This window comes from Streptomyces sp. NH27 (assembly GCF_056859195.1).
This window is the reverse complement of sequence record NZ_JACEGK010000066.1, coordinates 1-20,669: the sequence shown is the minus strand read 5'-3', so window position 1 is coordinate 20,669 and position 20,669 is coordinate 1. Positions and strand designations below refer to the sequence as shown.

General features: G+C 73.6%; 18 protein-coding genes. 14 read left to right on the top strand and 4 right to left on the bottom strand.

All coding sequences use genetic code 11. The features are described from left to right. The first annotated feature begins 89 nt into the window (after window positions 1-89). Complete coding sequence (locus AC13HU_RS08400; protein WP_483041133.1) at window positions 90-1,328, top strand: mannosyltransferase family protein; 1,239 nt, start codon at window positions 90-92, stop codon at window positions 1,326-1,328. Between the two features lie 25 nt (window positions 1,329-1,353). Here AC13HU_RS08400 and AC13HU_RS08395 read toward each other — a convergent pair whose 3' ends face one another. Both AC13HU_RS08395 and AC13HU_RS08390 read right to left on the bottom strand, forming a co-directional pair. Then, the gene (locus AC13HU_RS08395; protein ID WP_483041132.1) at window positions 1,354-2,265 is read right to left on the bottom strand and encodes a siderophore-interacting protein; all 912 of its coding nucleotides are present in this window, start codon (window positions 2,263-2,265) and stop codon (window positions 1,354-1,356) included. A gap of 4 nt (window positions 2,266-2,269) precedes the next feature. After that, window positions 2,270-3,325 carry an ABC transporter substrate-binding protein gene (locus AC13HU_RS08390; protein ID WP_483041131.1) on the bottom strand — a complete coding sequence of 352 codons (1,056 nt, stop codon included), beginning with the start codon at window positions 3,323-3,325 and terminating at the stop codon, window positions 2,270-2,272. A 55-nt stretch (window positions 3,326-3,380) separates the two neighbouring features. Here AC13HU_RS08390 and AC13HU_RS08385 point away from each other — a divergent pair, with 55 nt between their 5' ends. The 3 genes from AC13HU_RS08385 to AC13HU_RS08375 all read left to right on the top strand — a co-directional run bounded on the left by AC13HU_RS08385 (window position 3,381) and on the right by AC13HU_RS08375 (window position 6,717). Then, window positions 3,381-4,448 carry a FecCD family ABC transporter permease gene (locus AC13HU_RS08385; RefSeq protein ID WP_483041130.1) on the top strand — a complete coding sequence of 356 codons (1,068 nt, stop codon included), beginning with the start codon at window positions 3,381-3,383 and terminating at the stop codon, window positions 4,446-4,448. After that, window positions 4,445-5,476, top strand: coding sequence for a FecCD family ABC transporter permease (locus tag AC13HU_RS08380; RefSeq protein ID WP_483041129.1), 1,032 nt, complete (start codon window positions 4,445-4,447; stop codon window positions 5,474-5,476). Before AC13HU_RS08385 ends, AC13HU_RS08380 begins: the two co-directional genes overlap by 4 nt. A gap of 140 nt (window positions 5,477-5,616) precedes the next feature. After that, window positions 5,617-6,717, top strand: a complete 1,101-nt coding sequence (locus AC13HU_RS08375) for an ABC transporter ATP-binding protein (RefSeq protein WP_483041135.1) — start codon at window positions 5,617-5,619, stop codon at window positions 6,715-6,717. Here AC13HU_RS08375 and AC13HU_RS08370 read toward each other — a convergent pair. After that, a complete protein-coding gene (locus AC13HU_RS08370) occupies window positions 6,665-7,012 on the bottom strand; it encodes a sterol-binding protein (protein ID WP_483041128.1) in 348 nt (115 codons plus the stop codon). The two genes, AC13HU_RS08375 and AC13HU_RS08370, sit on opposite strands and share 53 nt — an antisense overlap. A gap of 151 nt (window positions 7,013-7,163) precedes the next feature. Here AC13HU_RS08370 and AC13HU_RS08365 point away from each other — a divergent pair, with 151 nt between their 5' ends. From AC13HU_RS08365 to AC13HU_RS08335, 7 genes are all read left to right on the top strand, one after another. Continuing rightward, entirely contained in the window at window positions 7,164-8,171 is a 1,008-nt protein-coding gene (locus AC13HU_RS08365; protein ID WP_483041127.1) for a histone, read from the top strand. After that, the gene (locus AC13HU_RS08360; protein WP_483041126.1) at window positions 8,164-8,469 is read left to right on the top strand and encodes a hypothetical protein; all 306 of its coding nucleotides are present in this window, start codon (window positions 8,164-8,166) and stop codon (window positions 8,467-8,469) included. Before AC13HU_RS08365 ends, AC13HU_RS08360 begins: the two co-directional genes overlap by 8 nt. A 7-nt stretch (window positions 8,470-8,476) precedes the next feature. Beyond that, window positions 8,477-9,283 (top strand): TlyA family RNA methyltransferase, encoded by an 807-nt coding sequence (locus AC13HU_RS08355; protein ID WP_483041125.1) that lies wholly within the window; start codon window positions 8,477-8,479, stop codon window positions 9,281-9,283. Then, window positions 9,280-10,224, top strand: coding sequence for an NAD kinase (locus AC13HU_RS08350; RefSeq protein WP_483041124.1), 945 nt, complete (start codon window positions 9,280-9,282; stop codon window positions 10,222-10,224). Before AC13HU_RS08355 ends, AC13HU_RS08350 begins: the two co-directional genes overlap by 4 nt. Before the next feature lie 140 nt (window positions 10,225-10,364). Then, complete coding sequence (gene recN / locus AC13HU_RS08345; protein ID WP_483041123.1) at window positions 10,365-12,143, top strand: DNA repair protein RecN; 1,779 nt, start codon at window positions 10,365-10,367, stop codon at window positions 12,141-12,143. Between the two features lie 235 nt (window positions 12,144-12,378). Then, window positions 12,379-13,209, top strand: a complete 831-nt coding sequence (locus AC13HU_RS08340; RefSeq protein WP_483041122.1) for a hypothetical protein — start codon at window positions 12,379-12,381, stop codon at window positions 13,207-13,209. A gap of 132 nt (window positions 13,210-13,341) precedes the next feature. Continuing rightward, window positions 13,342-14,469: a glycosyltransferase family 4 protein gene (locus AC13HU_RS08335; RefSeq protein WP_483041121.1), complete on the top strand. Its 1,128-nt coding sequence runs from the start codon at window positions 13,342-13,344 to the stop codon at window positions 14,467-14,469. 75 nt (window positions 14,470-14,544) lie between these two features. On the opposite strand, the gene AC13HU_RS08330 is transcribed toward AC13HU_RS08335, so the two are convergent. Next, window positions 14,545-16,371, bottom strand: coding sequence for a glycoside hydrolase family 15 protein (locus AC13HU_RS08330; RefSeq protein WP_483041134.1), 1,827 nt, complete (start codon window positions 16,369-16,371; stop codon window positions 14,545-14,547). Window positions 16,372-16,906: 535 nt separating this feature from the next. Between AC13HU_RS08330 and AC13HU_RS08325 the strand changes: the two genes are divergently transcribed. The 3 genes from AC13HU_RS08325 to AC13HU_RS08315 all read left to right on the top strand — a co-directional run. Beyond that, window positions 16,907-18,562 (top strand): CTP synthase, encoded by a 1,656-nt coding sequence (locus tag AC13HU_RS08325; RefSeq protein WP_483041120.1) that lies wholly within the window; start codon window positions 16,907-16,909, stop codon window positions 18,560-18,562. A gap of 64 nt (window positions 18,563-18,626) precedes the next feature. Beyond that, window positions 18,627-19,250 (top strand): NUDIX domain-containing protein, encoded by a 624-nt coding sequence (locus AC13HU_RS08320; RefSeq protein WP_483041119.1) that lies wholly within the window; start codon window positions 18,627-18,629, stop codon window positions 19,248-19,250. 598 nt (window positions 19,251-19,848) lie between these two features. Beyond that, window positions 19,849-20,669: AAA family ATPase (locus AC13HU_RS08315; RefSeq protein ID WP_483041118.1), on the top strand; the 821-nt coding region annotated here is incomplete at its 3' end.

Sequence of the window (20,669 nt, the reverse complement as noted above, 5' to 3'; positions counted from 1 at the left end):
GATCCCGATATCCCGCACCGCCTCCGCCCGCGCGTCCACCCGCCAGGGCGCGGTGCCGTACGTCCTGACGCAGCCCGGAAGGTCCGTTCATGACGCTCTCCCCCGCCCCGCCGGCCACCGAGGCGGCTCCCGCCGCGCCCCCGGAGCGATCCGGCGCGCGGCGCCGACGCCCGTCCCCGGCACGGCAGTTCGCCGCCCGGCTGACGCCCGCGGACCGCGACGTGCTGGTGCTGTACGTCCTGACCCGAGCCGGGTTGTGGGTCACCGAGTACTGCGCCCGCTGGCTCTTCCCGGCCGACGAGAACAGCCACCACCCGGTGTCGGTCCTCGCGCCGTGGCAACAGTGGGACTGGGCGTACTACCTGCACATCGCGCGGGACGGCTACTTCCCCGCGGGCGGTCTCGGCCCCGGCCAGAACGGCTGGGACAACCGCGAGGCGTTCTTCCCGGGGTTCCCGCTGGTGCTGCGCGCGGTGCACACGGTGATCGGCGACTGGACCGCCGCCGGGCTGGCCGTCTCGTTCGTGGCGGGCGCGGTCGCCGTGCTGGCGCTCGGCCGAATAGCCGGGCTCGACCTGCCGGGCGCCGACGCGGGGCGGCGCACCGCAGGGCTGTTCCTGCTGTCGCCGTGCGCGGTGTTCCTCGCGGTCGGCTACACCGAGGCGCTGTTTCTCGCGCTGGCGCTGCCCGCGTGGCTCGCGGCCCGCCGGGCGGCGTGGGGCCAGGCGGCGGTGCTGGCCTGCCTGGCCTGCGCGGTGCGGGTGAGCGGGCTCTTCCTGGCGGCGGCGCTCGCCGTCCAGTTCCTGACCTCGGTGCGCCGCCCGCGTGACCTGCGCGCGCTGCCCTGGCTGGCGCTGCCCGCGCTGCCGCCGTTGCTGTACAGCGCCTACCTGCATGCCCGCACCGGCGACTGGATGGCGTGGAAGGACGCGGAGGACCGCGGCTGGGCCCGGGACTTCCACCGTCCGTGGACCGCGTGGCACCATACCTGGACCGCCGCGTTCGGGCACCACCAGAGCACCGGCTTCGCGATCATGTTCCAGGCCGAACTGCTCGCGATGGTGGCCGGGTTGGTGGTGCTGCTCCACCTGCTCCGGCGGCGCCGCTGGGCGGAGGCGGTGTACGTCGCGCTGAGCCTGTGGGCGCTGGGCACCTCGTACTGGTACATGTCGATCCCGCGGGCGGCGCTGCTGTGGTGGCCGCTGTGGACGTCGCTGTGCGCGGCGACCACCGTCCGGCCACGGCTGCGCACCGCCTACTTCGCGGTGGCCGGACCACTGACCACCATCGTCGCGCTGGCCTTCTTCACCGGCCGGTGGGCCGGGTGAGGCGGGTCCGGCCCCGGCCGGCGCCCTATCCCGCGGCCACGGCCACGGCCGGCCGGGTGACCACCGTCGGCTGTGCCGTTGCCGCCTGCTGCTCCTCCGCTTCGGCCTCCACCGCGGCGACCGCGGCGGTGAGCAGGTCGTCCTCGGTGCGGCCCTGGCGCCAGTAGCCGGTGAAGGAGACGGCCTTGCGGTCCAGGCCGCGTTCGGAGACCAGCTGGCGGCGCAGCGCGCGCACGCAGCCGGACTCGCCGGCCAACCAGGCGTAGGGGACGGTCCCTTCGGGGACGCGGACGGCGCGGACCGCGTCGAGCAGGGGAGCGGTGCGGTCGTGGCCGCGGCGGACCAGCCAGGTGATCTCGGCGTCGGCCTTGGTGGGCAACAGGATGCGGTCGTCGGGGTGGCCGACCTCGATGAAGGCGCGCACGGGCAGGTCGGCGGGGAGCGCGGCGAGGATGTTCGCGACCGCGGGCAGCGCGGTCTCGTCGGCGGTGAGCAGCACCCAGCCGGTGCCGGCCGGCGGGCGGAAGTCGACGCCGCCGTTGTCCTCGACGACGGGCGCGAGGATCGAGACGCGGTCGCCGGGGCGGGCGCGGGTGGCCCACCGGGAGGCGGGGCCGAGGTCGCCGTGCAGCGCGAAGTCGACGTCGATCTCCGCCGGGTCCCGGCGCACTCCGCTGACGGTGTAGGTGCGCATGACGCCGCGCACGGCCGGGTCGAGCCCGCGCCAGCGGGCGTACCAGTCGGTGTCGAGCACGTCGGGCAGGACGGGGGCCGGCTGGCCGGGGTGCGGCAGGAACAGCTTGAAGCGCTGGTCGCGGCCGCCGGTGACGATCCGGGCGAGGTCCGCGCCGCCGAACACCACCCGTAGCAGGGTCGGCGAGAGCTGCTGGGTGCGCACCACCTGCGGGTGGAAGAAGTTGTAGGGCAGGTCGGACATGGTGTCAGATCACCTTCCTCGCGGACGTGATGGCCTTGGTCAGCGCGTCGATCCGGTCGGCGCACTTGGCGTAGGAGAAGATCGGCTCGCTCGGCCAGCCGATCACCTGGTCGGCCTTGACCGCGGGGAGCTGGGTCCATGTGGGCTTGCTGATCAGGTCCTTGGGCTGGAGGGTGGCGGTGCGGCTGTCGAGCATGATGATGTCCGACTTGTACTTGTCGGCGTTCTCCCAGCTCAGCGTCTCGAAGAAGCCGCCCTTGACCTTGTTCGGGACGATGAAGTCCACCCCGAGGCTCTTGTAGTAGCTCAAGTCGGCCGCGGAGGACGGGGTGGAGACGTAGAAGGAGTCGGTGCTCGCGGAGCCGGCCATCACCGTGACGCCCGGGTGCGCCTTGGCGGCGGCGCGCAGGTCCGCGGACGACTTCTCGAAGCGGGCCTTCTGGGCGGCGTTGGCGCCGGAGGACATGTCCGCGCCGAGGGACCGGGCGAGTTCGGCGTAGCGCTGGAGCGGTGTGGTGAGCGGGACGCCTGCGACGTCGATGCCGACGCTGGGTGCCAGGGCGAGGATCTTCTTGGCGCTGTCGTCCGGGACGTACCACAGCGTGGGGGCCTCGTACATGTGGCTGATCAGCAGGCCGGGGTCGAGGGCGGCGTACTTCTCGATGTTGAACTCGCCCCAGGTGCTGCCGATCACGGTGACCTTCTTGACGTCGATGTCCCCGGCCATCGGGTCGGCGGAGCCGTTCTTGAGGGTGGTGGGGCCGAAGACGCCGCTACACTCGATGCCGTAGTCGTGCAGGGCGGCCGCGGAGCCGATGTAGGCCACGAGGTTGCCCGGGATGTGGTCCGCCTTGACGGTCTTCTTGCGGTCGTCGGTGAAACTCCACGGGCCGGAGGAGGTCTTCGCGCCGTTGCCGCCGGACTTGGCCGAGCCGGAGGAGCCGGAGTCCGACGACCCGCCGCATGCCGCCAGCAGCGCGCCGAGTCCGACCGATCCACCGGCGGCGAGCACACCTCGGCGCGACAATGCGGACGTTGTTGCGAAACGGGACGAATGCATGACGGCTACCGCTCTGCTCGAAGTGACCTGGCGAGGGTAGGCTAACCTAAGTTCCGTGCTGGTCGACCGTCACTCCCCGCCTCGGGCGGATATCGGGCCCCCCTCCGCCCCGCCGCGCGGCAGTGTCTCCCGCGCCAACGCGCGCCGGGCCACCGGACTGCTGTTGGCCCTGGGGCTTCTCGCCGTCGTGGTGGTGGCGAGCGTCGCGATCGGCGCGCGGAACATCCCCGTCGACCAGGTGTGGCACGGCCTGTTCCACTACTCCGGCACCGACGACGACGTCGTGGTCCGCAAACTGCGGTTGCCCCGCACGGTACTCGGCCTGCTGGTCGGCGCGGCGCTCGGTGTGGCCGGGGCCGCGATGCAGGCACTGACCCGCAACCCGCTCGCCGACCCCGGACTGCTCGGCGTCAACGCCGGGGCCGCCGCTGCCGTGGTCTCCGGGATCAGCTTCCTCGGCGTCACCTCGACCACGGGCTACGTCTGGTTCGCGCTGGCCGGCGCCGCCGTGGTCTCCGTGCTCGTCTACCTCATCGGCGGCAGCCGCTCCGCGACCCCGGTACGGCTCGCCCTCGCCGGCACCGCGATCACCGCGCTGCTCCAGGGCTGGACCACCGCGGTCGAACTCACCGACAACGTCGCCCTGGACCGGATGCGCTTCTGGCAGGTCGGCTCGCTCGCCTCCGCGAACATGGCCACCGTCCGGGATATCGCGCCCTTCCTCGCGGTGGGCGCGGCGCTCGCCCTGGCCGCGGCCCGCCCGCTGAACGCGGTCGCCCTCGGCGACGACACCGCGCGCGGGTTGGGCGCGAAACTCACCCGCACCCGCGTGATGGTGATGGCCGCGATCACCCTGCTGTGCGGCGCCGCCACCGCCGCGTGCGGCCCGATCGTCTTCGTCGGCCTGATGGTCCCGCACGTGGTCCGCGGCATCACCGGCCCTGACATGCGCTGGATACTCCCGTACGCCGCGGTGCTGTCGCCCGTGCTGCTGCTCGGCTCCGACGTCATCGGACGGGTCGTCACCCGGCCCGCCGAACTCCAGGTCGGCATCGTCACCGCCGTCATCGGCGGCCCCGTCTTCATCGCGCTGGTCCGACGCCGAAGGATGGCCGAACTGTGAGCCGGACCGTACTGCGCCGCGGCGGCCGCTCCGTGCGCGTCGACCGGCGCTCGCTGCTGGTGTGCACGGGCCTGATCGTCATCGCGCTGGCCGTGTCCGTGGTGCTGATCGGCACCGGCGACTACCACATCTCCCCGCTCGACGTGCTGCGCAGCCTCACCGGCCACGGCAACCCGGGCCAGGACTTCATCGTCCGCCAACTGCGGCTGCCGCGGGTCGTGGTGGCGCTGCTGGTCGGCGCGAGCCTGGGCATGGCGGGCGCCGCCTTCCAGACCGTCTCCCGCAACCCGCTCGGCAGCCCGGACGTCATCGGCTTCGGCCAGGGCTCGGCCGCCGGCGCCCTGATCGTGATCGTGCTGCTCAAGGGCCCGGCGTACCAGGTCGCGATCGGCGCGGTGGTGGGCGGCCTGCTCACCGGGATCGCGGTCTACCTGCTGGCCTGGAAGCGCGGGGTGCACGGCTACCGGCTGGTGCTGGTCGGCATCGGCGCCTCCGCGGTGCTGTCGGCCGTCAACAGCTACCTGCTGGTCAAGGCGGACATCGTGGACGCGGCGCGGGCCGTGGTGTGGATCACCGGGTCGCTCGACGGCCGGGACTGGTCCCAGGCATGGCCGCTGCTCGGCGCGGCCGTCGTGCTGATGCCGATCCTGCTCGTCAGCGGACGTGCGCTGCGGATCACCGAGATGGGTGATGACGCGGCCAGCGCGCTGGGTGTACACGTCGAGCGGATCAGGCTCATCACCGTCCTGGTCGCCGTGTTGCTCACCGCCTCCGCGACCGCGGCCGCCGGCCCGATCGCGTTCGTCGCCCTCACCGCGCCCCAACTCGCCCGCCGGCTCACCCGTTCACCCGGTGTCGCCCTCGTCCCGTCCGCCCTCATGGGCGCGGCCCTGCTGGTCGCCGCCGACTGGGCCGCCCAGCGCGCCTTCGGGTCGGGCGAGGTGCCGGTCGGCGTCGCCACCGGGGTGCTCGGCGGCGGCTACCTGCTGTGGCTGCTGATCAGCGAACGAAGGGCGGGGCGGATATGAGCGGGGAGACCGCGGCGCGGGGCGAGGAAGGTGTACGGCGGGAGGCCGGTGTACGAGGCGAGGCCGGCGTACGAGGCGACGCCGAGACGGGGCACGTCCAGGACGAGTCAACGGCCCTACCAGGAAAGGGGTTCCGCCGGATGTTCCGCGGCACCGACAAGTCGACACGCACGACGGCGAAGGCGGCGAAGGCGGCCGAGGACGGATCGGCCGCCGACACCCGATCCGGGGTGCGGGACCAGGGCCCGAACCCGGCCGGCGGCACCCGCCTCGCCGCCGAGGCCGTCACGCTCGGCTACGACCAGCGGATCATCGCCGAGGACCTGTCGGTCGCGATACCCGACCGCTCCTTCACGGTCATCGTCGGCCCGAATGCGTGCGGCAAGTCGACATTGCTGCGCGCCCTGTCGCGGCTGCTGAAGCCCGCCGAGGGCCGGGTGCTGCTCGACGGCCGGGCGATCGGCGCGCTCCCCGCGAAGGCGGTGGCCAGGACGCTCGGCCTGCTCCCGCAGAGCTCGGTCGCCCCCGACGGCATCACCGTCTCCGGGCTGGTCGCCCGCGGCCGCTACCCGCACCAGGGCCTGCTGCGGCAGTGGTCCCCCGAGGACGAGCGGATCGTCGACGAATCGATGGCCGCCACCGGCGTCGCCGCCCTCGCCGATCGCTATGTCGACGAACTCTCCGGCGGTCAACGGCAACGCGTCTGGATCGCGATGGCCCTCGCCCAGCAGACCCCGCTGCTGCTGCTCGACGAGCCGACCACGTTCCTCGACATCCAGCACCAGATCGATGTCCTCGACCTGTGCGCGGACCTGCACGAGCAGCGCGGCCGCACCCTCGTCGCCGTGCTGCACGACCTCAACCAGGCCGCCCGCTACGCCACCCACCTCATCGCCATGAAGGACGGCCGGATCGAGGCCCAGGGCCCGCCCGCCGAGATCATCACCACCGAACTGGTGGAACGCGTCTTCGGGGTGCGGTGCCGGATCATCGAGGACCCGGAGAGCGGTACGCCGCTGGTCGTGCCGGCGGCCCGGCGCGCACCGGGGAAGGCCGGCGGTACGGACCCGGGCGCGGATTCGGACACGGGCGCGGATTCGAACACTGGTGACCGTGGCGACGACGCCGACCGTACGGACACGGGCGACCGTAGCGACGAGGGCGGCGATACGGAGCAGGCCCGCACCGCTACAGCAGCGAGCGAAGCCTCAGCACATCCCGCAGGCTCGCCTGCACCCTGACCCGGCCGGCGCCCCACGCCTTCGCGAAGTTCAGCTGGCCGCCGACCAGCCGGACCAGGTCGTCGCCGGTCATCGCCAGCCGGATCTGCGTCTTCTGCTCGGGCGTGCCCGGCAGCGTGACCACGTCCTGGATGCTGCCGCCCGCCAGCCGGCCCACGAAGGTGATGTCCAGATCGGTGATCCGGCAGCTCAGCGAGCGGTCCATCGCGGTGGCGTCGCGGACGGTGCTGTCGGCATTCGCGAGGTTCGCCGACAAGGTGTCGAGCGCGCTGCGGCACTCCTCGATGGTGGCCATCGGCTGCGGTGTCTCCCGGTGGTGCGGTACGTCCGGATGACGGTACCGCAGGGCCCGTCATCGGGGCGCGACGACGGAACGAGGTAGCGTCGTCACCGCATGCATCAGCGTGTGGCGACATGCGCCGACGGCGAGGCGAGGAGTGTGAGCGATGCGGGACGCGCTGCGTACCTGTCTGCAGATCGCGGGCGGCCTGACAGAGGCCACCCGGCGCCGTGCGGTCGAGGCGGCCAAGGAGATGTTCGACCAGGCGGGGATCGACCCAGCCGCCCTCCAGGAGCGGATCGGTGCGGCGATCCCGTCGGAGGTGCAGACCCTCGCGGACGAGCTGATCGCCTCCGGACGGGCCAACCGCGACCTGCTGCTCGGCATCGTCAGGGAAGAAGTCGACAAGACGATGGGCCGGGTCAGCCGGCTCGCCGACGAAGTCACCAAGGTCGGCGTCGTGCTGGAGACGCTGGAACGCCGGATCAGGAACCTGGAGACGCCGCAGCCCGGTGACGGGGCGACGGCCGCGCCCAAGACCACCGGCGAGGGCACGGGCCGGACGGCCACCGCCAAGGAGCAGGCGCAGGGCACCGCCTTCACCCGCCCGACGGCCCGGGCGTCTACGCCCCCGGTCGAGCACGTCCGGGTCGACCCCGAGCCGTCGCCGCCCGCCAAGTCCGCGGCCGTGCCCGGGAAAACGGCCGGCACACCGCAGACATCGGTGGCCAACCCGCGCAGGACCGCGGCGACGGACAAGTCGGCGACCCCGCGCAAGGCCGCGGCCAAGAAGGCCACGACCGCGAAGAAGACCGCGACCGCGAAGAAGACCGCCACGGCGAAGAAGACCACCGCCAAGAAGGCACCCGCCAGGACGACTTCGACGGCTTCGGCGACCTCGCCCGCCGGCACGGCACCGGCGAAGTCCGCCGCGAAGAAGGCCGCCACGGCGAAGAGGACCACGGCCAAGAAGGCGGCCCCGGCGTCCGCGAAGAAGACCGCCACCCCCGCCGCGAACGAGGCCACCGCCACCAAGAAGACGGCGACCGCGAAGAAGACGGCGACCGCGAAGAAGGCGGCGACCGCGAAGAAGGCGGCGGCCAAGAAGACCGCGACCGCCGACAAGTCCGCCCCGGCGCCCGAGTCCACCCGGCCCGGCGGCGGCGATGAGTGAGAGCTACGATCTGCCCGGTGTGACCCCCGAGCCGCAGCCCGCGGCGTCCACGACCCCCGCACCCCCCGGAGCACCCGGAACCTCCGCCGAACAGGCGCCCGCAGTGGCCGAAGTCGAGCGGCGGTCCGAGCCGTTGGGGGTGGCGGTCGAGGCGACGGGGAATGCTGAGGTGGACGCCGCGGTTGAGCGGCTGCGGGACGCGGACGCGCTCCCCACGGACGCGCACATCGAGGTCTACGAAGATGTGCACGCCGGACTGCGGAATGCGCTGACCGCGCTGGACGAGAACAGGGGTTGAACCGTACGTGGCACGACGCCGACTCGACGCCGAGCTGGTGCGCCGGAAACTCGCGCGCTCCCGCGAGCACGCCAGCCAGTTGATCGCCGCCGGGCGGGTGACCGTGGCCGGGGCGACCGCGACCAAGTCGGCCACGCAGGTGGAGACCAGCGTGGCCCTGGTCGTGGCCAAGCATGACGACGAACCCGACTACGTGTCGCGCGGCGGCCACAAACTGGCCGGCGCGCTCGCCGCGTTCACCCCGCGCGGCCTGCTCGTCGCCGGCCGCCGCGCCCTGGACGCCGGCGCGTCCACCGGCGGGTTCACCGACGTCCTGCTGCGCGCGGGCGCCGCCGAAGTGGTCGCCGTGGACGTCGGCTACGGCCAGCTCGCCTGGTCGCTGCAGAGCGACGACCGCGTCATCGTCAAGGACCGCACCAACGTGCGGGAGCTGACGCTGGAGGCGATCGACGGCCGGCCGGCCGAACTGGTCGTCGGCGACCTGTCCTTCATCCCGCTCGGCCTGGTGCTGCCCGCGCTGGTGCGGTGCGCCGCGCCCGACGCGGACCTGGTGCTGATGGTGAAGCCGCAGTTCGAGGTGGGCCGGGAACGGCTGGGCAGCGGCGGCGTGGTCCGCAGCACCCAGTTGCGGGCCGAGAGCGTACGGAAGGTGGCCGAGCAGGCCGCCGCCCTCGGGCTGGGTGCGCTCGGCGTCACCGCCAGCCCGCTCCCCGGCCCGTCCGGGAACGTGGAGTACTTTCTGTGGCTGCGCTCCGGCGCCCCCGCGCTGGACCCGGCCGAAGTCGACCGTGCTGTGGCGGAGGGGCCCCGATGACCGAGCTGTCCGAGCTGTCCGAGTCGCCCGAGGCGGGCGGGACCGCGAGCCGTACCGTTTTCCTGCTGACCCACACCGGCCGTGAGTCGGCGATCCGCAGTGCCGAGCGGGTGGTGCACGGGCTGATGCGCTGCGGCATCGGGGTGCGGCTGCTGGAGGACGAGGCCGCGGACCTGCCGCTGCCGTCCGCCGTGGAACTCGTCGGCGAGGTCGGGCCGGGGTCCGTACAGGGCTGCGAACTGATCATCGTGCTGGGCGGTGACGGCACCCTGCTGCGCGGCGCGGAGTTCGCCCGCGCCTCCGGGGTGCCGATGCTCGGCGTCAACCTCGGCCGGGTCGGCTTCCTCGCCGAGGCCGAGCGGGACGACCTCGACAAGGTGGTGGACCGGGTCGTCACCAAGGAGTACGAGGTCGAGGAGCGGATGACCCTCGACGTGCTGGTCCGCAACGACGGCCGCATCGCGCACACCGACTGGGCGCTCAACGAGGCGTCCGTGGAGAAGGCGTCCCGCGAACGCCTGCTGGAGGTCGTCACCGAGGTCGACGGCCGTCCCGTCTCCGGGTTCGGCGGCGACGGCGTGGTGTGCGCCACCCCGACCGGCTCCACCGCCTACGCGTTCTCCGCCGGCGGGCCCGTGGTCTGGCCGGAGGTCGAGGCGCTCCTCATGGTGCCGATCAGCGCGCACGCGCTCTTCGCCCGGCCGCTGGTGACCTCGCCGCGTTCCGTCCTCGCGGTCGAGGTGCAGCCGCAGTCCCAGCACGGCGTCCTGTGGTGCGACGGGCGGCGGACCGTCCAACTCCTCCCGGGTGCCCGGGTGGAAGTCCGCCGCGGCGCCGTCCCGGTCCGGCTGGCCCGGCTCCACCACGCGTCCTTCACGGACCGCCTGGTCGCCAAGTTCGCCCTTCCCGTCTCCGGCTGGCGCGGAGTCGCGGCGCCCTGAGCCCCAGGGCCCCAGGGGAGCGAGGGAAGGCCGGCGGGAGCACCTCCGCGCGTCGCTCGCCCACCGCCCACCTGCCGCAAGGTCCGGGAACTCACGCGAACGGGTACCCCGGGCGGTCCCACGCCCAGCCGAAACCTCGTATGGTCGTATCCGTGTTGGAGGAAATGCGGATTCGGTCGCTCGGAGTCATCGAGGATGCCGTGGTGGAGCTGTCGCCCGGCTTCACCGCGGTGACCGGCGAGACCGGCGCGGGCAAGACCATGGTCGTCACCAGCCTGGGGCTGCTGCTCGGCGGCCGCGCCGACCCCGCGCTGGTGCGGATCGGTGCCAAGCACGCGGTGGTCGAGGGCAGGATCGGCCTCGACCCGCAGGCGCCGGCCGCGGTGCGCGCCGCGGAGGCGGGCGCGGAACTGGACGACGGCGCCCTGCTGATCAGCCGTACCGTGTCGGCCGAGGGGCGGTCCCGGGCACACGTCGGCGGCCGCGGCGTGCCGGTCGGGCTGCTCGCCGAACTCGCCGACGAGCTGGTCGCGGTGCACGGTCAGACCGACCAGCAGGGCCTGCTGCGCCCGGCGCGGCAGCGCGAGGCCCTGGACCGGTACGCGGGCGACGCCGTGGCCGGGCCGCTGGCGAAGTACGGCTCCGCGTACCGCCGGCTGCGGGACGTGGCCGACCAGCTCGACGAACTCACCACCCGGGCCCGGGAACGCGTCCAGGAGGCGGACCTGCTCCGCTTCGGCGTCGAGGAGATCTCCGCGGCCGAGCCGCTGCCGGGCGAGGACACCGAACTCGCCGCCGAGGCCGAACGTCTCGGCCACGCCGAGGCACTCGCCTCCGCGGCCACCCTCGCGCACGCCGGCCTCGCCGGGAACCCGGAGGACCCCGAGGGCGTCGACGCGGGCACCCTCGTGGCCGCCGCCCAGCGCGCGCTGGACGCGGTCAGCGCCCATGACCCGGTGCTGGCCGACCTGGCCGTCCGGCTCGGCGAGATCGGCATCCTCGCCGGCGACGTCGCGGGCGAACTCGCCGGCTACGCCGACAACCTCGACGCCGACCCGCTGCGGCTGGCCGCCGTCGAGGAGCGCCGGTCCGTCCTCGCGCACCTCGTCCGCAAGTACGGCACCGACGCCGCCGACGCGGGGAAGGGCGGCGGCATCGACGCGGTCCTCGCCTGGGGCGAGCGCAGCGCCACCAGGTTCACCGAGCTCGAAGGCGACGACGAGCGGATCGCCGAGCTGACCGTGGAGCGCGACGGGCTGCGCGCCGAACTCGGCGACCTCGCCCAGCACCTCACCGACGCGCGCACCGAAGCGGCCGAGCGGTTCGCCGTCGCCGTCACCGCGGAACTCGCCGAACTCGCCATGCCGCACGCCCGTGTCACCGTCGCGATCCGCCAGACCGGGGCGGCCGACCCCGCGACCGGGGTCGAGGTCGGTGGCCGCGCGGTCGTCGTCGGCCCCACCGGCGCCGACGAGGTCGAGCTCCAACTCGCCCCGCACCCCGGCTCGCCCGCGCGGCCCATCGCCAAGGGCGCCTCCGGCGGTGAGCTGTCCCGGGTGATGCTCGCGGTGGAAGTGGTCTTCGCCGGGTCCGACCCCGTGCCCACGTACCTCTTCGACGAGGTCGACGCCGGGGTCGGCGGCAAGGCCGCGGTCGAGGTCGGCCGGCGGCTCGCCCGGCTGGCGCGTACCGCCCAGGTCGTCGTCGTCACCCACCTTCCGCAGGTCGCGGCGTTCGCCGACCGGCAGTTGCTGGTCGAGAAGACCGACGACGGGTCCGTCACCCGCAGCGGGGTCTCCGTCCTCGAAGGGGAGGACCGCGTGCGCGAGCTCTCCCGCATGCTCGCGGGGCTGGAGGACTCGGAGTTGGGCCGCGCCCACGCCGAGGAACTCCTCGCCGCGGCGAAGGCGTCCCGCTGAACGGGTTCACCCGGGCCGCCCCGTCCTGTCGCTTCCGGGACCACCCGACGGTGGCGGGCCGGCTGCACAGTTCTCCCCCCGGCTCTGCCGGCAGGCGCCCCCAGCGCCTCTTGGGCGTTGGCGTCCTCTCGCGGAAGGAGCCGCACGAAGCCGGGGTGAGTACCCCCTTCCGCCACCCACCGGCCGTCCGGCCGGGGACGGGACCGCAACCAACTACGGCGAGGAGCCGCACACGGTGAACCCGAGAAGCGGGCATCTGTCGGTGGGGGCCGCCGCTGCCGCGGCGACCCGGGCGGCCTACCTCCAACTGCGCCGCAGGCCCCCCGTCGAGGCGCGCATGTGGCAGCGGACGAACCACGCCGGTCGCGGCGTGGAACTGTACGGCGGGCTGGCGGCAGCCGCGGGAGCCGCGACCGCGATGGCCGCGGCCGGCGGCGTGAGCGTGCGGGCCAGGATCGCCGCGGTCGGCGCCGCGCTGGCGGCCGGCGCGTGCGGGGCGTACGACGACCAGAAGGGCGTACCGGGCGAACGCGGCTTCGCGGCACACCTGGGCGCGTTGCGGGAGCGGCGGCTGACGTCCGGCGGCGTGAAGCTGCTCGGCATCGGCGCGGCGGGCCTGGCGGCGGGCGTGCTGCTCAAGGCCAGGCCGCTCGACCAGGTGCTGGCCGGCGTCGTCATCGCGGGCAGCGCCCATGCGGTGAACCTCGCCGACGTGGCGCCGGGCCGGGCCGCGAAGGCCGTGATCACGGTCGGGCTGCCGGGGCTGCTGCGGCGCGGCCCGGGCGCGGTGCTGGCCTCCGCGCCGCTCGGCGCGGCCGCCGCGGTGCTGGGCGACGACCTGAACGAGCGGACGATGCTCGGCGACGCGGGCGCGCACGCGCTGGGTGCGGCGCTGGGCGCGGCCCTCGCCCTCGCCGACGGGCGTACCGCGCTGGTCGCCCACGCGGCGGTCGTGGTCGCGCTGGCCGCGGTGGGGGACCGGGTCGGCGCGGGAGAACGGTTCTGGAACGCTCCCGGAGTGCGGCGGTTCGACGCCTGGGGCCGTACGGCGCACCCGTATGGGTGATCCCGGGCGCGGGTGGGCGGCAAGGACGCCCTCCACGGCGGTCAGGCCAGGGCCACGGCCTGGCATCCTGGACCGGGCGCCCGTGTCCGCGCCCGCCGCGTCCGCGTCCGCCGAGTCAGGAGCACCACCCGCGTGAGCAGCAGCCCGCACCCCGTCCAGGGGCCGCTCCACGCCGTGCACGTGCTGAGCGCGGCGGCGGGCGCGCACGTCTGCTCGCTGGCCGAAGGACTTGTCGCGCGCGGGGTGAACGTCACCGTCTGCGGCCCGGCCGGTACCGACGCCGCGTATGGCTTCGCGGCGGCCGGTGCCCGTTTCTCGCCGGTCGAACTCGGCCGTTCCGCGGTCGCCGACGCCCCCGCGGTCGCGGCGCTGCGGTCCGCCTGCACCGGTGCGGGCGTGGTCCATGCGCACGGCCTGCGGGCCGGGTTGATCGCCGCCCTCGCGCTCGGCGGCCGCCGGGTGCCGCTGGTGGTGACCTGGCACGGCGGGGAGGCACCTGCCGAGGGCCGGGCCGGGCTGATGGCGCGCTGGCTGGAACGCCGGGCGGTGCGCGCGGCCACCGTGGTGCTCGGGGTCTCCTCCGACCTGGTCGACCGGGCCCGCTTCCACGGCGCCCGTGACGTGCGGCTGGCGCCCGCGGCCGTACCGAGACCGCAGGCCCGTCCGCCGCTGCCGCCCGCCGACGGGGAGCGCAGAAAGCAGCGCGTCCGGGCCGAGTTCGGCGCCGAGGACCGGCCGCTGCTGCTGGCCGTCGGCCGGCTCGAACCGTCCAAGGGGTACGACTTCCTGCTGACGGCGGCCGCGCACTGGGCCGACTCCGAACTGCGGCCGCTGCTGGCGATCGCGGGGGAGGGGCAGGAGCGGGCGGCGCTGGAACACCGCATCGACACCGAGAAGTTGCCGGCGGTGCTGCTCGGGCGGCGCGACGACATCCCCGAACTGCTCTCCGCCGCCGACCTCGTGGTGCTGCCCAGCCACTGGGAGGGCCGCCCCCTGATCGCGCAGGAGGCGCTGCACGCCGGCGTCCCCCTGGTCGCCACCGCGGTCGGCGGCACCCCCGAACTCGTCGGCGACGCGGCCCTCCTCGTGCCCTACGGCGACCCGTACGTCTTCGCCCGCGCGGTCACCGATCTCCTCGCCGACCCGGACCGCCGGACCGCCCTCGCCATCGCCGGCCGCGCCCAAGCCGCCACCTGGCCCACCGAGGACGACACGGTCGCCCAAGTCCTCAGCGTCTACGACGAGTTGACGGCCCCCTGACCCGCGCGACCACCCACCGGGCAGGTGGTCCCTGAACCGACGGAACCACCCACCCGAAGGGTCAGGGGCGCCCCGCTACGCCTGGAAGGCGCCGCAGGCGGTGAGGCGCAGGGCGGTGTCGATGAGCGGGACGTGGCTGAACGCCTGCGGGAAGTTGCCGACTTGGCGCTGGCGGCGCGGGTCCCACTCCTCCGCGAGCAGCCCGAGGTCGTTGCGCAGCGCGAGCAGCTTCTCGAAGAGGCGGCGGGCCTCCTGCACGCGGCCGATCATCGCGAGGTCGTCGGCGAGCCAGAACGAGCAGGCGAGGAAGGCCCCTTCGTCGCCGGGCAGCCCGTCGAGGTTCTCGTCGCCGCTGTTGTCGCTGCTGGAGGTCGGGTAGCGCAGCACGAATCCGTCCTCCGTGGACAGCTCCCGCTGGATCGCCTCGATGGTGCCGATCACCCGCTTGTCGTCCGGGGGAAGGAAGCCCATCTGCGGAATGAGCAGCAAGGAGGCGTCCAGCTCGCGCGAGCCGTACGACTGGGTGAAGGTGTTGCGCTCCCGGTCGTAGCCCTTCTCGCAGACGTCGTAGTGGATCTCGTCCCGCAGTTCCTTCAGCTCTTCCAGCGGGCCCTCGATCTCGCCGGACTCGATGAGCTTGACGGTGCGGTCGACGGCCACCCAGGCCATCACCTTGGAGTGCACGAAGTGGCGGCGCGGGCCGCGCACCTCCCAGATGCCCTCGTCGGGCTCCATCCAGTGCTTCTCCAGGTAGCGGATCAGCTTGAGCTGGAGCACGCTCGCGTAGTCGTTGCGCGCCAGGCCGGTCATGTGGCCCAGGTGCAGGGCCTCGGTGACCTCGCCGTAGACGTCGAGCTGGAGCTGGTGCGCGGCGCCGTTGCCGATCCGTACCGGCGACGAGCCTTCGTACCCGGGCAGCCAGTGCAGCATGTTCTCGCCCAGCTCACGCTCGCCGGCGATGCCGTACATGATCTGGAGGTTCTCCGGGTCGCCGGCCACCGCGCGCAGCAGCCACTCGCGCCAGGCGCGGGCCTCCTCGCGGTAGCCGGTGCGCAGCAGGGAGGACAGGGTGATCGCGGCGTCCCGCAGCCAGGTGAAGCGGTAGTCCCAGTTGCGCACCCCGCCGATGTCCTCCGGCAGGGAGGTGGTGGGCGCGGCGACGATCGCGCCGGTCGGCCCGTAGGTGAGGGCCTTGAGCGTGATCAGGGAGCGGATCACGGCCTCCCGGTAGGGGCCTGTGTACGTGCACTGCTCGACCCACTCCCGCCAGAAGTCCTCGGTCGCGGCGAGCGAGCCGAGCGGGTCGGGCAGCGAGGGCTGCGGCTTGTGCGACGGCTCCCAGCTGATGGTGAAGCAGACCCGGTCACCGGGTGAGACGGTGAAGTCGCTGTACGTGGTCAGGTCTTCGCCGTAGGTCTCGACGTCGGTGTCCAACCACACCGAGTCGGGGCCGGCCACCGCGACCGTGCGGTCCCCGACCTGCTGCACCCACGGCACGATCTGGCCGTAGGAGAAGCGCATACGCAGGGAGGAGCGCATCGGCACCCGGCCGCTGACGCCCTCCACTATCCGGATCACCTGCGGCGCGCCGTCTCGCGGCGGCATGAAGTCGGTCACCCGGACCGTGCCGGTGCGGGTGTCCCACTCCGACTCCAGGATCAGCGACTCGCCGCGGTAATGGCGGCGTGTCGCGTCCGGCGTCTTCACACCCTCGGCGACGGCCGGGCCGATCCGCCAGAAGCCGTGCTGGTCGGTGCCGAGCAGGCCGGCGAAGACCGCCGGCGAGTCGAACCGTGGCAGGCACAACCAATCGACGGTGCCGTCCCTGCAGACCAGTGCGGCGGTCTGCATGTCACCGATGAGTGCGTAGTCCTCGATACGCCCGGCCACGTGAAACTCCAGTCGAACACGGCGCCGCCCCCGCTGGGACGGTCTTGCGGTATGGGGGCAATTCCTGCGGCAAATCAGCTCTGGAACTGTGGACGAGCTAGTGATCCGGAGAGGGGCGGGGATGGTGCCGTGCCGGTCGCTCGCGCAATGCGTTCGAGCAGAATACGTCCTCACAGCGAGCGGTGCGCGCCTCTCCCTGATCTTCACTGCGCCGGTCGGGTGGTCACCCGACCGGGTGCGAGCGGATCGGACGTCACCGCAGGCAGACACGTTACGTGCCCGCCGTCCAGCCTCGCACGTCGACCGCCGTGCACGCGATTGGCACCTGGCGTCCGCACGGTCACCACGGATTCCTCACATCATCGCCATGCCGTCGTCGTGCGGTGAATACTCCCCGGCGGTCCGCGCCTGCCGCCATCCGCGCCCGAAGGCGCTGATACCCTGGTAGCCCGTGGGCCGGTGGGCTGTGAACCACTGAACCGCCGCGACGGCGCGAACGACCCGAGCGCCGTCCCGACCCTCACCTTGCGACCACGGGAGCCCCCTCTTGGCAATTGCGCCGAAATCCACGACGACCAAGCACATCTTCGTCACCGGTGGGGTGGCCTCCTCGCTGGGCAAGGGACTCACCGCCTCCAGCCTCGGCGCCTTGCTCAAGGCGCGCGGCCTGCGCGTGACCATGCAGAAGCTCGACCCGTATCTCAACGTGGACCCGGGCACGATGAACCCGTTCCAGCACGGTGAGGTCTTCGTCACCGACGACGGCGCCGAGACCGACCTCGACATCGGCCACTACGAGCGCTTCCTCGACGTGAACCTGGCCGGCTCCGCGAACGTCACCACCGGCCAGATCTACTCCTCGGTGATCGCAAAGGAGCGGCGCGGCGAGTACCTGGGCGACACCGTCCAGGTCATCCCGCACATCACCAACGAGATCAAGTCCCGTATCCGGCGGATGGCCGGCGGCGACGTCGACGTGGTCATCACCGAGGTCGGCGGCACCGTCGGCGACATCGAGTCGCTGCCCTTCCTGGAGTCGGTCCGCCAGGTCCGCCACGAGGTCGGCCGCGACAACGTGTTCGTGGTGCACATCTCCCTGCTCCCCTACATCGGCCCGTCCGGCGAGCTGAAGACCAAGCCGACCCAGCACTCGGTCGCGGCGCTGCGCAACATCGGCATCCAGCCCGACGCGATCGTGCTGCGCGCCGACCGCGAGGTGCCCACCGCGATCAAGCGGAAGATCTCCCTGATGTGCGACGTCGACGAGGACGCGGTGGTCGCCGCGATCGACGCCCCCTCCATCTACGACATCCCCAAGGTGCTGCACACCGAGGGTTTGGACGCCTACGTGGTGCGGCGGCTGGACCTGCCCTTCCGCGACGTGGACTGGTCCCAGTGGGACGACCTGCTCAAGCGGGTGCACGAACCCGCCCACGAGGTCACCGTCGCCCTGGTCGGCAAGTACATCGACCTGCCCGACGCCTACCTGTCGGTCACCGAGGCGATCCGGGCCGGCGGCTTCGCGAACAACGCCCGCGTGACCGTGAAGTGGGTCGCCTCCGACGACTGCAAGACCCCCGCCGGCGCCGCGGCGCAGCTCGCCGGTGTCGACGCGGTGTGCGTGCCCGGCGGCTTCGGCGACCGCGGCGTGGAGGGCAAGGTCGGCGCCATCACCTACGCGCGCGAGCAGCGCCTCCCGCTGCTCGGCCTGTGCCTGGGCCTGCAGTGCATCGTGATCGAGGCCGCCCGCAACCTCGCCGGGATCGCCGACGCGAACTCCACCGAGTTCGACCCCGCCACCGCGCACCCGGTCATCTCCACCATGGCCGAACAGCTCGACATCGTGGACGGCAAGGGCGACCTCGGCGGCACCATGCGGCTGGGCACCTATCCGGCCAAGCTCGCCGAGGGCTCCATCGTCCGAGAGGTCTACGGCGACCAGCCCTACGTCGAGGAGCGGCACCGCCACCGCTACGAGGTCAACAACGCCTACCGGGCCGAGCTGGAGCAGAAGGCCGGCCTGGTCTTCTCCGGCACCTCGCCCGACAACAAGCTGGTGGAGTACGTGGAGTACCCGCGCGACGTGCACCCCTACCTGGTGGCGACGCAGGCCCACCCCGAGCTGAAGTCCCGGCCGACCCGGCCGCACCCGCTCTTCGCCGGCCTGGTCAAGGCCGCGGTCGCGGCCCAGACGGCGCGCTGACATCCCGCTGGCATCCCGCACCCCGGCCGCAATCCCGACTCCCTGACACACCGGAAGGCGCACCATGCTGCAGGACACTCCGCAGGAGTGGCAGGTCACGGCCACCACCACGCCGTTCACCGGCAAGAAGACCGGTGTGCGCACCGACCGGGTGGTGATGCCCGACGGCTCCACCGTCAGCCGTGACTACCAGGTCCACCCCGGTTCCGTGGCCGTCCTCGCCCTCGACGACGCCGACCGCGTCCTGGTGCTCAAGCAGTACCGGCACCCGGTCCGGCAGAAGCTCTGGGAGATCCCCGCCGGGCTGCTCGACATCCCCGGCGAGAACCCGCTGCACGCCGCCCAGCGCGAGCTGTACGAGGAGGCGCACGTCAAGGCCGAGGACTGGCGGGTGCTCGCCGACATCTACACCACGCCCGGCGGCTCCGACGAGGCGGTCCGGGTCTTCCTGGCCCGCGGTGTCTCCGCGGCCGAAGGCGAGCGCTTCGAGGTCAGCGAGGAGGAGGCCGACCTGGAGTACGCGCGGGTGCCGCTTGCCGAGCTGGTCCAGGGGGTGCTGGCGGGCGAACTCCACAACAGCTGCCTGGTGGTCGGGGTGCTCGCGCTCAACGCCGCGCTCGGCTCGGGCGGAGTGGACGCGCTGCGCCCGGCGGATTCGTCGTGGCCGGCGCGGCCGTTCACGGCGTAGCGGGGGTCGAAGGGGCGCGGGGTGATCTGAAAGGGTGATCATTGGTGCCCTCGTCGGCCAAGGACCCAGGAGCGCGGTGCCCGGCGTGAACTAGGCTCGACGCGCCCCCTTCCCGGGGCACCACCTCACCTCCGGGAGCGCGCCAGTGCCGGACCAGGCCCTCGACCCGCGGCGGTCCCCTGCGGGGAGCACCGACGAGACGGGGAGCCCTGCGCCCGAGCGGTCTCCTGCAGAGCCGGAGCCGGAAGAGGAGTTGGAGCCGGCGGGCACGGCGGGTGCCCCGGCAGTGGTGGAACCCGGGCGATCGGCGGAGGAACCCGAGCCGGCCGGCGGGCAGTCCGAGGCCACGGGGGAAGCGGGAGAAGCGGCGGAAACGGCGGCTCCCGAACCGGGAGACACCGGGCCGCAGCCGCAGCCGCAGCCGCAGCCGCAGCCGACGCCGGATCGGGAGCCCGAGCCCCAGGTCGGGCAGCGCGCGGACCCGGGAGGGCGCGCCGCGGGCATGCCGTCCCAACCCGCCCCTTCCGCCGGCCCGGCCGCTTCTGCCGGCCGTGCCCGTTCCGCTCCCGCCGCGTCTGCCGTACGTCCCGGCCCCGGCGTGCGCGTCGAACCGGCGGCCGTACCCGTTCCGGCCCCTTCGGTGCCGCCCCGGTCGCCGCTCCCGCCGGCCGCCGCACCCGCCGGCGGCCCGCCCGCGCCCGCCGCCGAACCCGTCGGCACCGTCGTCGCACGCGAACTGCCCGAGCCGGCCGCGTACTTCGGGGGGCGCGAGCGGGAACTCGCCCAGCTGCGCGCCGACATCGTGCGGCCCGGGCTCGCCGTTGCCGGCGGGAAGCAACCGGACCGCGGCAGGGTGCTGCTGGTCGTCGGCCGTCCCGGCGCCGGGCGCACCGGACTGGCGGCCAAGCTGGCGCGGGAGCTCGCGGCGGCATACCCCGACGGGCAGTTCTTCGTGCGGCTCACCGACACCGACGGCGTCCCCGTGCCCGCGGAGGACACCGCCCGCGCGCTGCTTCGGGCCCTCGCCGGCCGGGGGCCCGCCGGCCGTCCCGCGGTCGCGCTGCCCGGGCAGTCGGCTCCCGGCCGAACCGACACCGCGCCCCTGCCGGACCCCGCCGCAGACCCGGTGGCCGTACTGCGCGCCGCCACCGCCGGGCGCCGGCTGCTGCTGGTACTCGACGACGTGGTGCGCGCCGACCAGCTCTCCGGGCTGCTGCCCGAGTCGCCCGGCAGCCTGGTGGTGGCCACCGCCGACGGCCCGCTGTCCGGCATTCCGGACGTCCGCCCGTGCACCCTCGGCGGCCTGGACACCCCCGCCGCGCTCGCGCTGCTCGCCCACACCATCGGCGGCACCCGGGTCACCAACGACCCGCGCGCCGCCGAGACGCTCGTGCAGGAGTTGTCCGGCCACCCCACCGC

Excerpts from the sequence above, each read along its gene's own strand:
- AC13HU_RS08320 (WP_483041119.1), top strand. The coding sequence starts at position 18,627 with ATGCTGCAGGACACTCCGCAGGAGTGGCAGGTCACGGCCACCACCACG.
- AC13HU_RS08400 (WP_483041133.1), top strand. The coding sequence starts at position 90 with ATGACGCTCTCCCCCGCCCCGCCGGCCACCGAGGCGGCTCCCGCCGCG.
- AC13HU_RS08360 (WP_483041126.1), top strand. The coding sequence starts at position 8,164 with ATGAGTGAGAGCTACGATCTGCCCGGTGTGACCCCCGAGCCGCAGCCC.
- AC13HU_RS08395 (WP_483041132.1), bottom strand. The coding sequence starts at position 2,265 with ATGTCCGACCTGCCCTACAACTTCTTCCACCCGCAGGTGGTGCGCACC.
- AC13HU_RS08370 (WP_483041128.1), bottom strand. The coding sequence starts at position 7,012 with ATGGCCACCATCGAGGAGTGCCGCAGCGCGCTCGACACCTTGTCGGCG.
- AC13HU_RS08390 (WP_483041131.1), bottom strand. The coding sequence starts at position 3,325 with ATGCATTCGTCCCGTTTCGCAACAACGTCCGCATTGTCGCGCCGAGGT.
- recN (WP_483041123.1), top strand. The coding sequence starts at position 10,365 with ATGGTCGTATCCGTGTTGGAGGAAATGCGGATTCGGTCGCTCGGAGTC.
- AC13HU_RS08365 (WP_483041127.1), top strand. The coding sequence starts at position 7,164 with ATGCGGGACGCGCTGCGTACCTGTCTGCAGATCGCGGGCGGCCTGACA.
- AC13HU_RS08350 (WP_483041124.1), top strand. The coding sequence starts at position 9,280 with ATGACCGAGCTGTCCGAGCTGTCCGAGTCGCCCGAGGCGGGCGGGACC.
- AC13HU_RS08375 (WP_483041135.1), top strand. The coding sequence starts at position 5,617 with ATGTTCCGCGGCACCGACAAGTCGACACGCACGACGGCGAAGGCGGCG.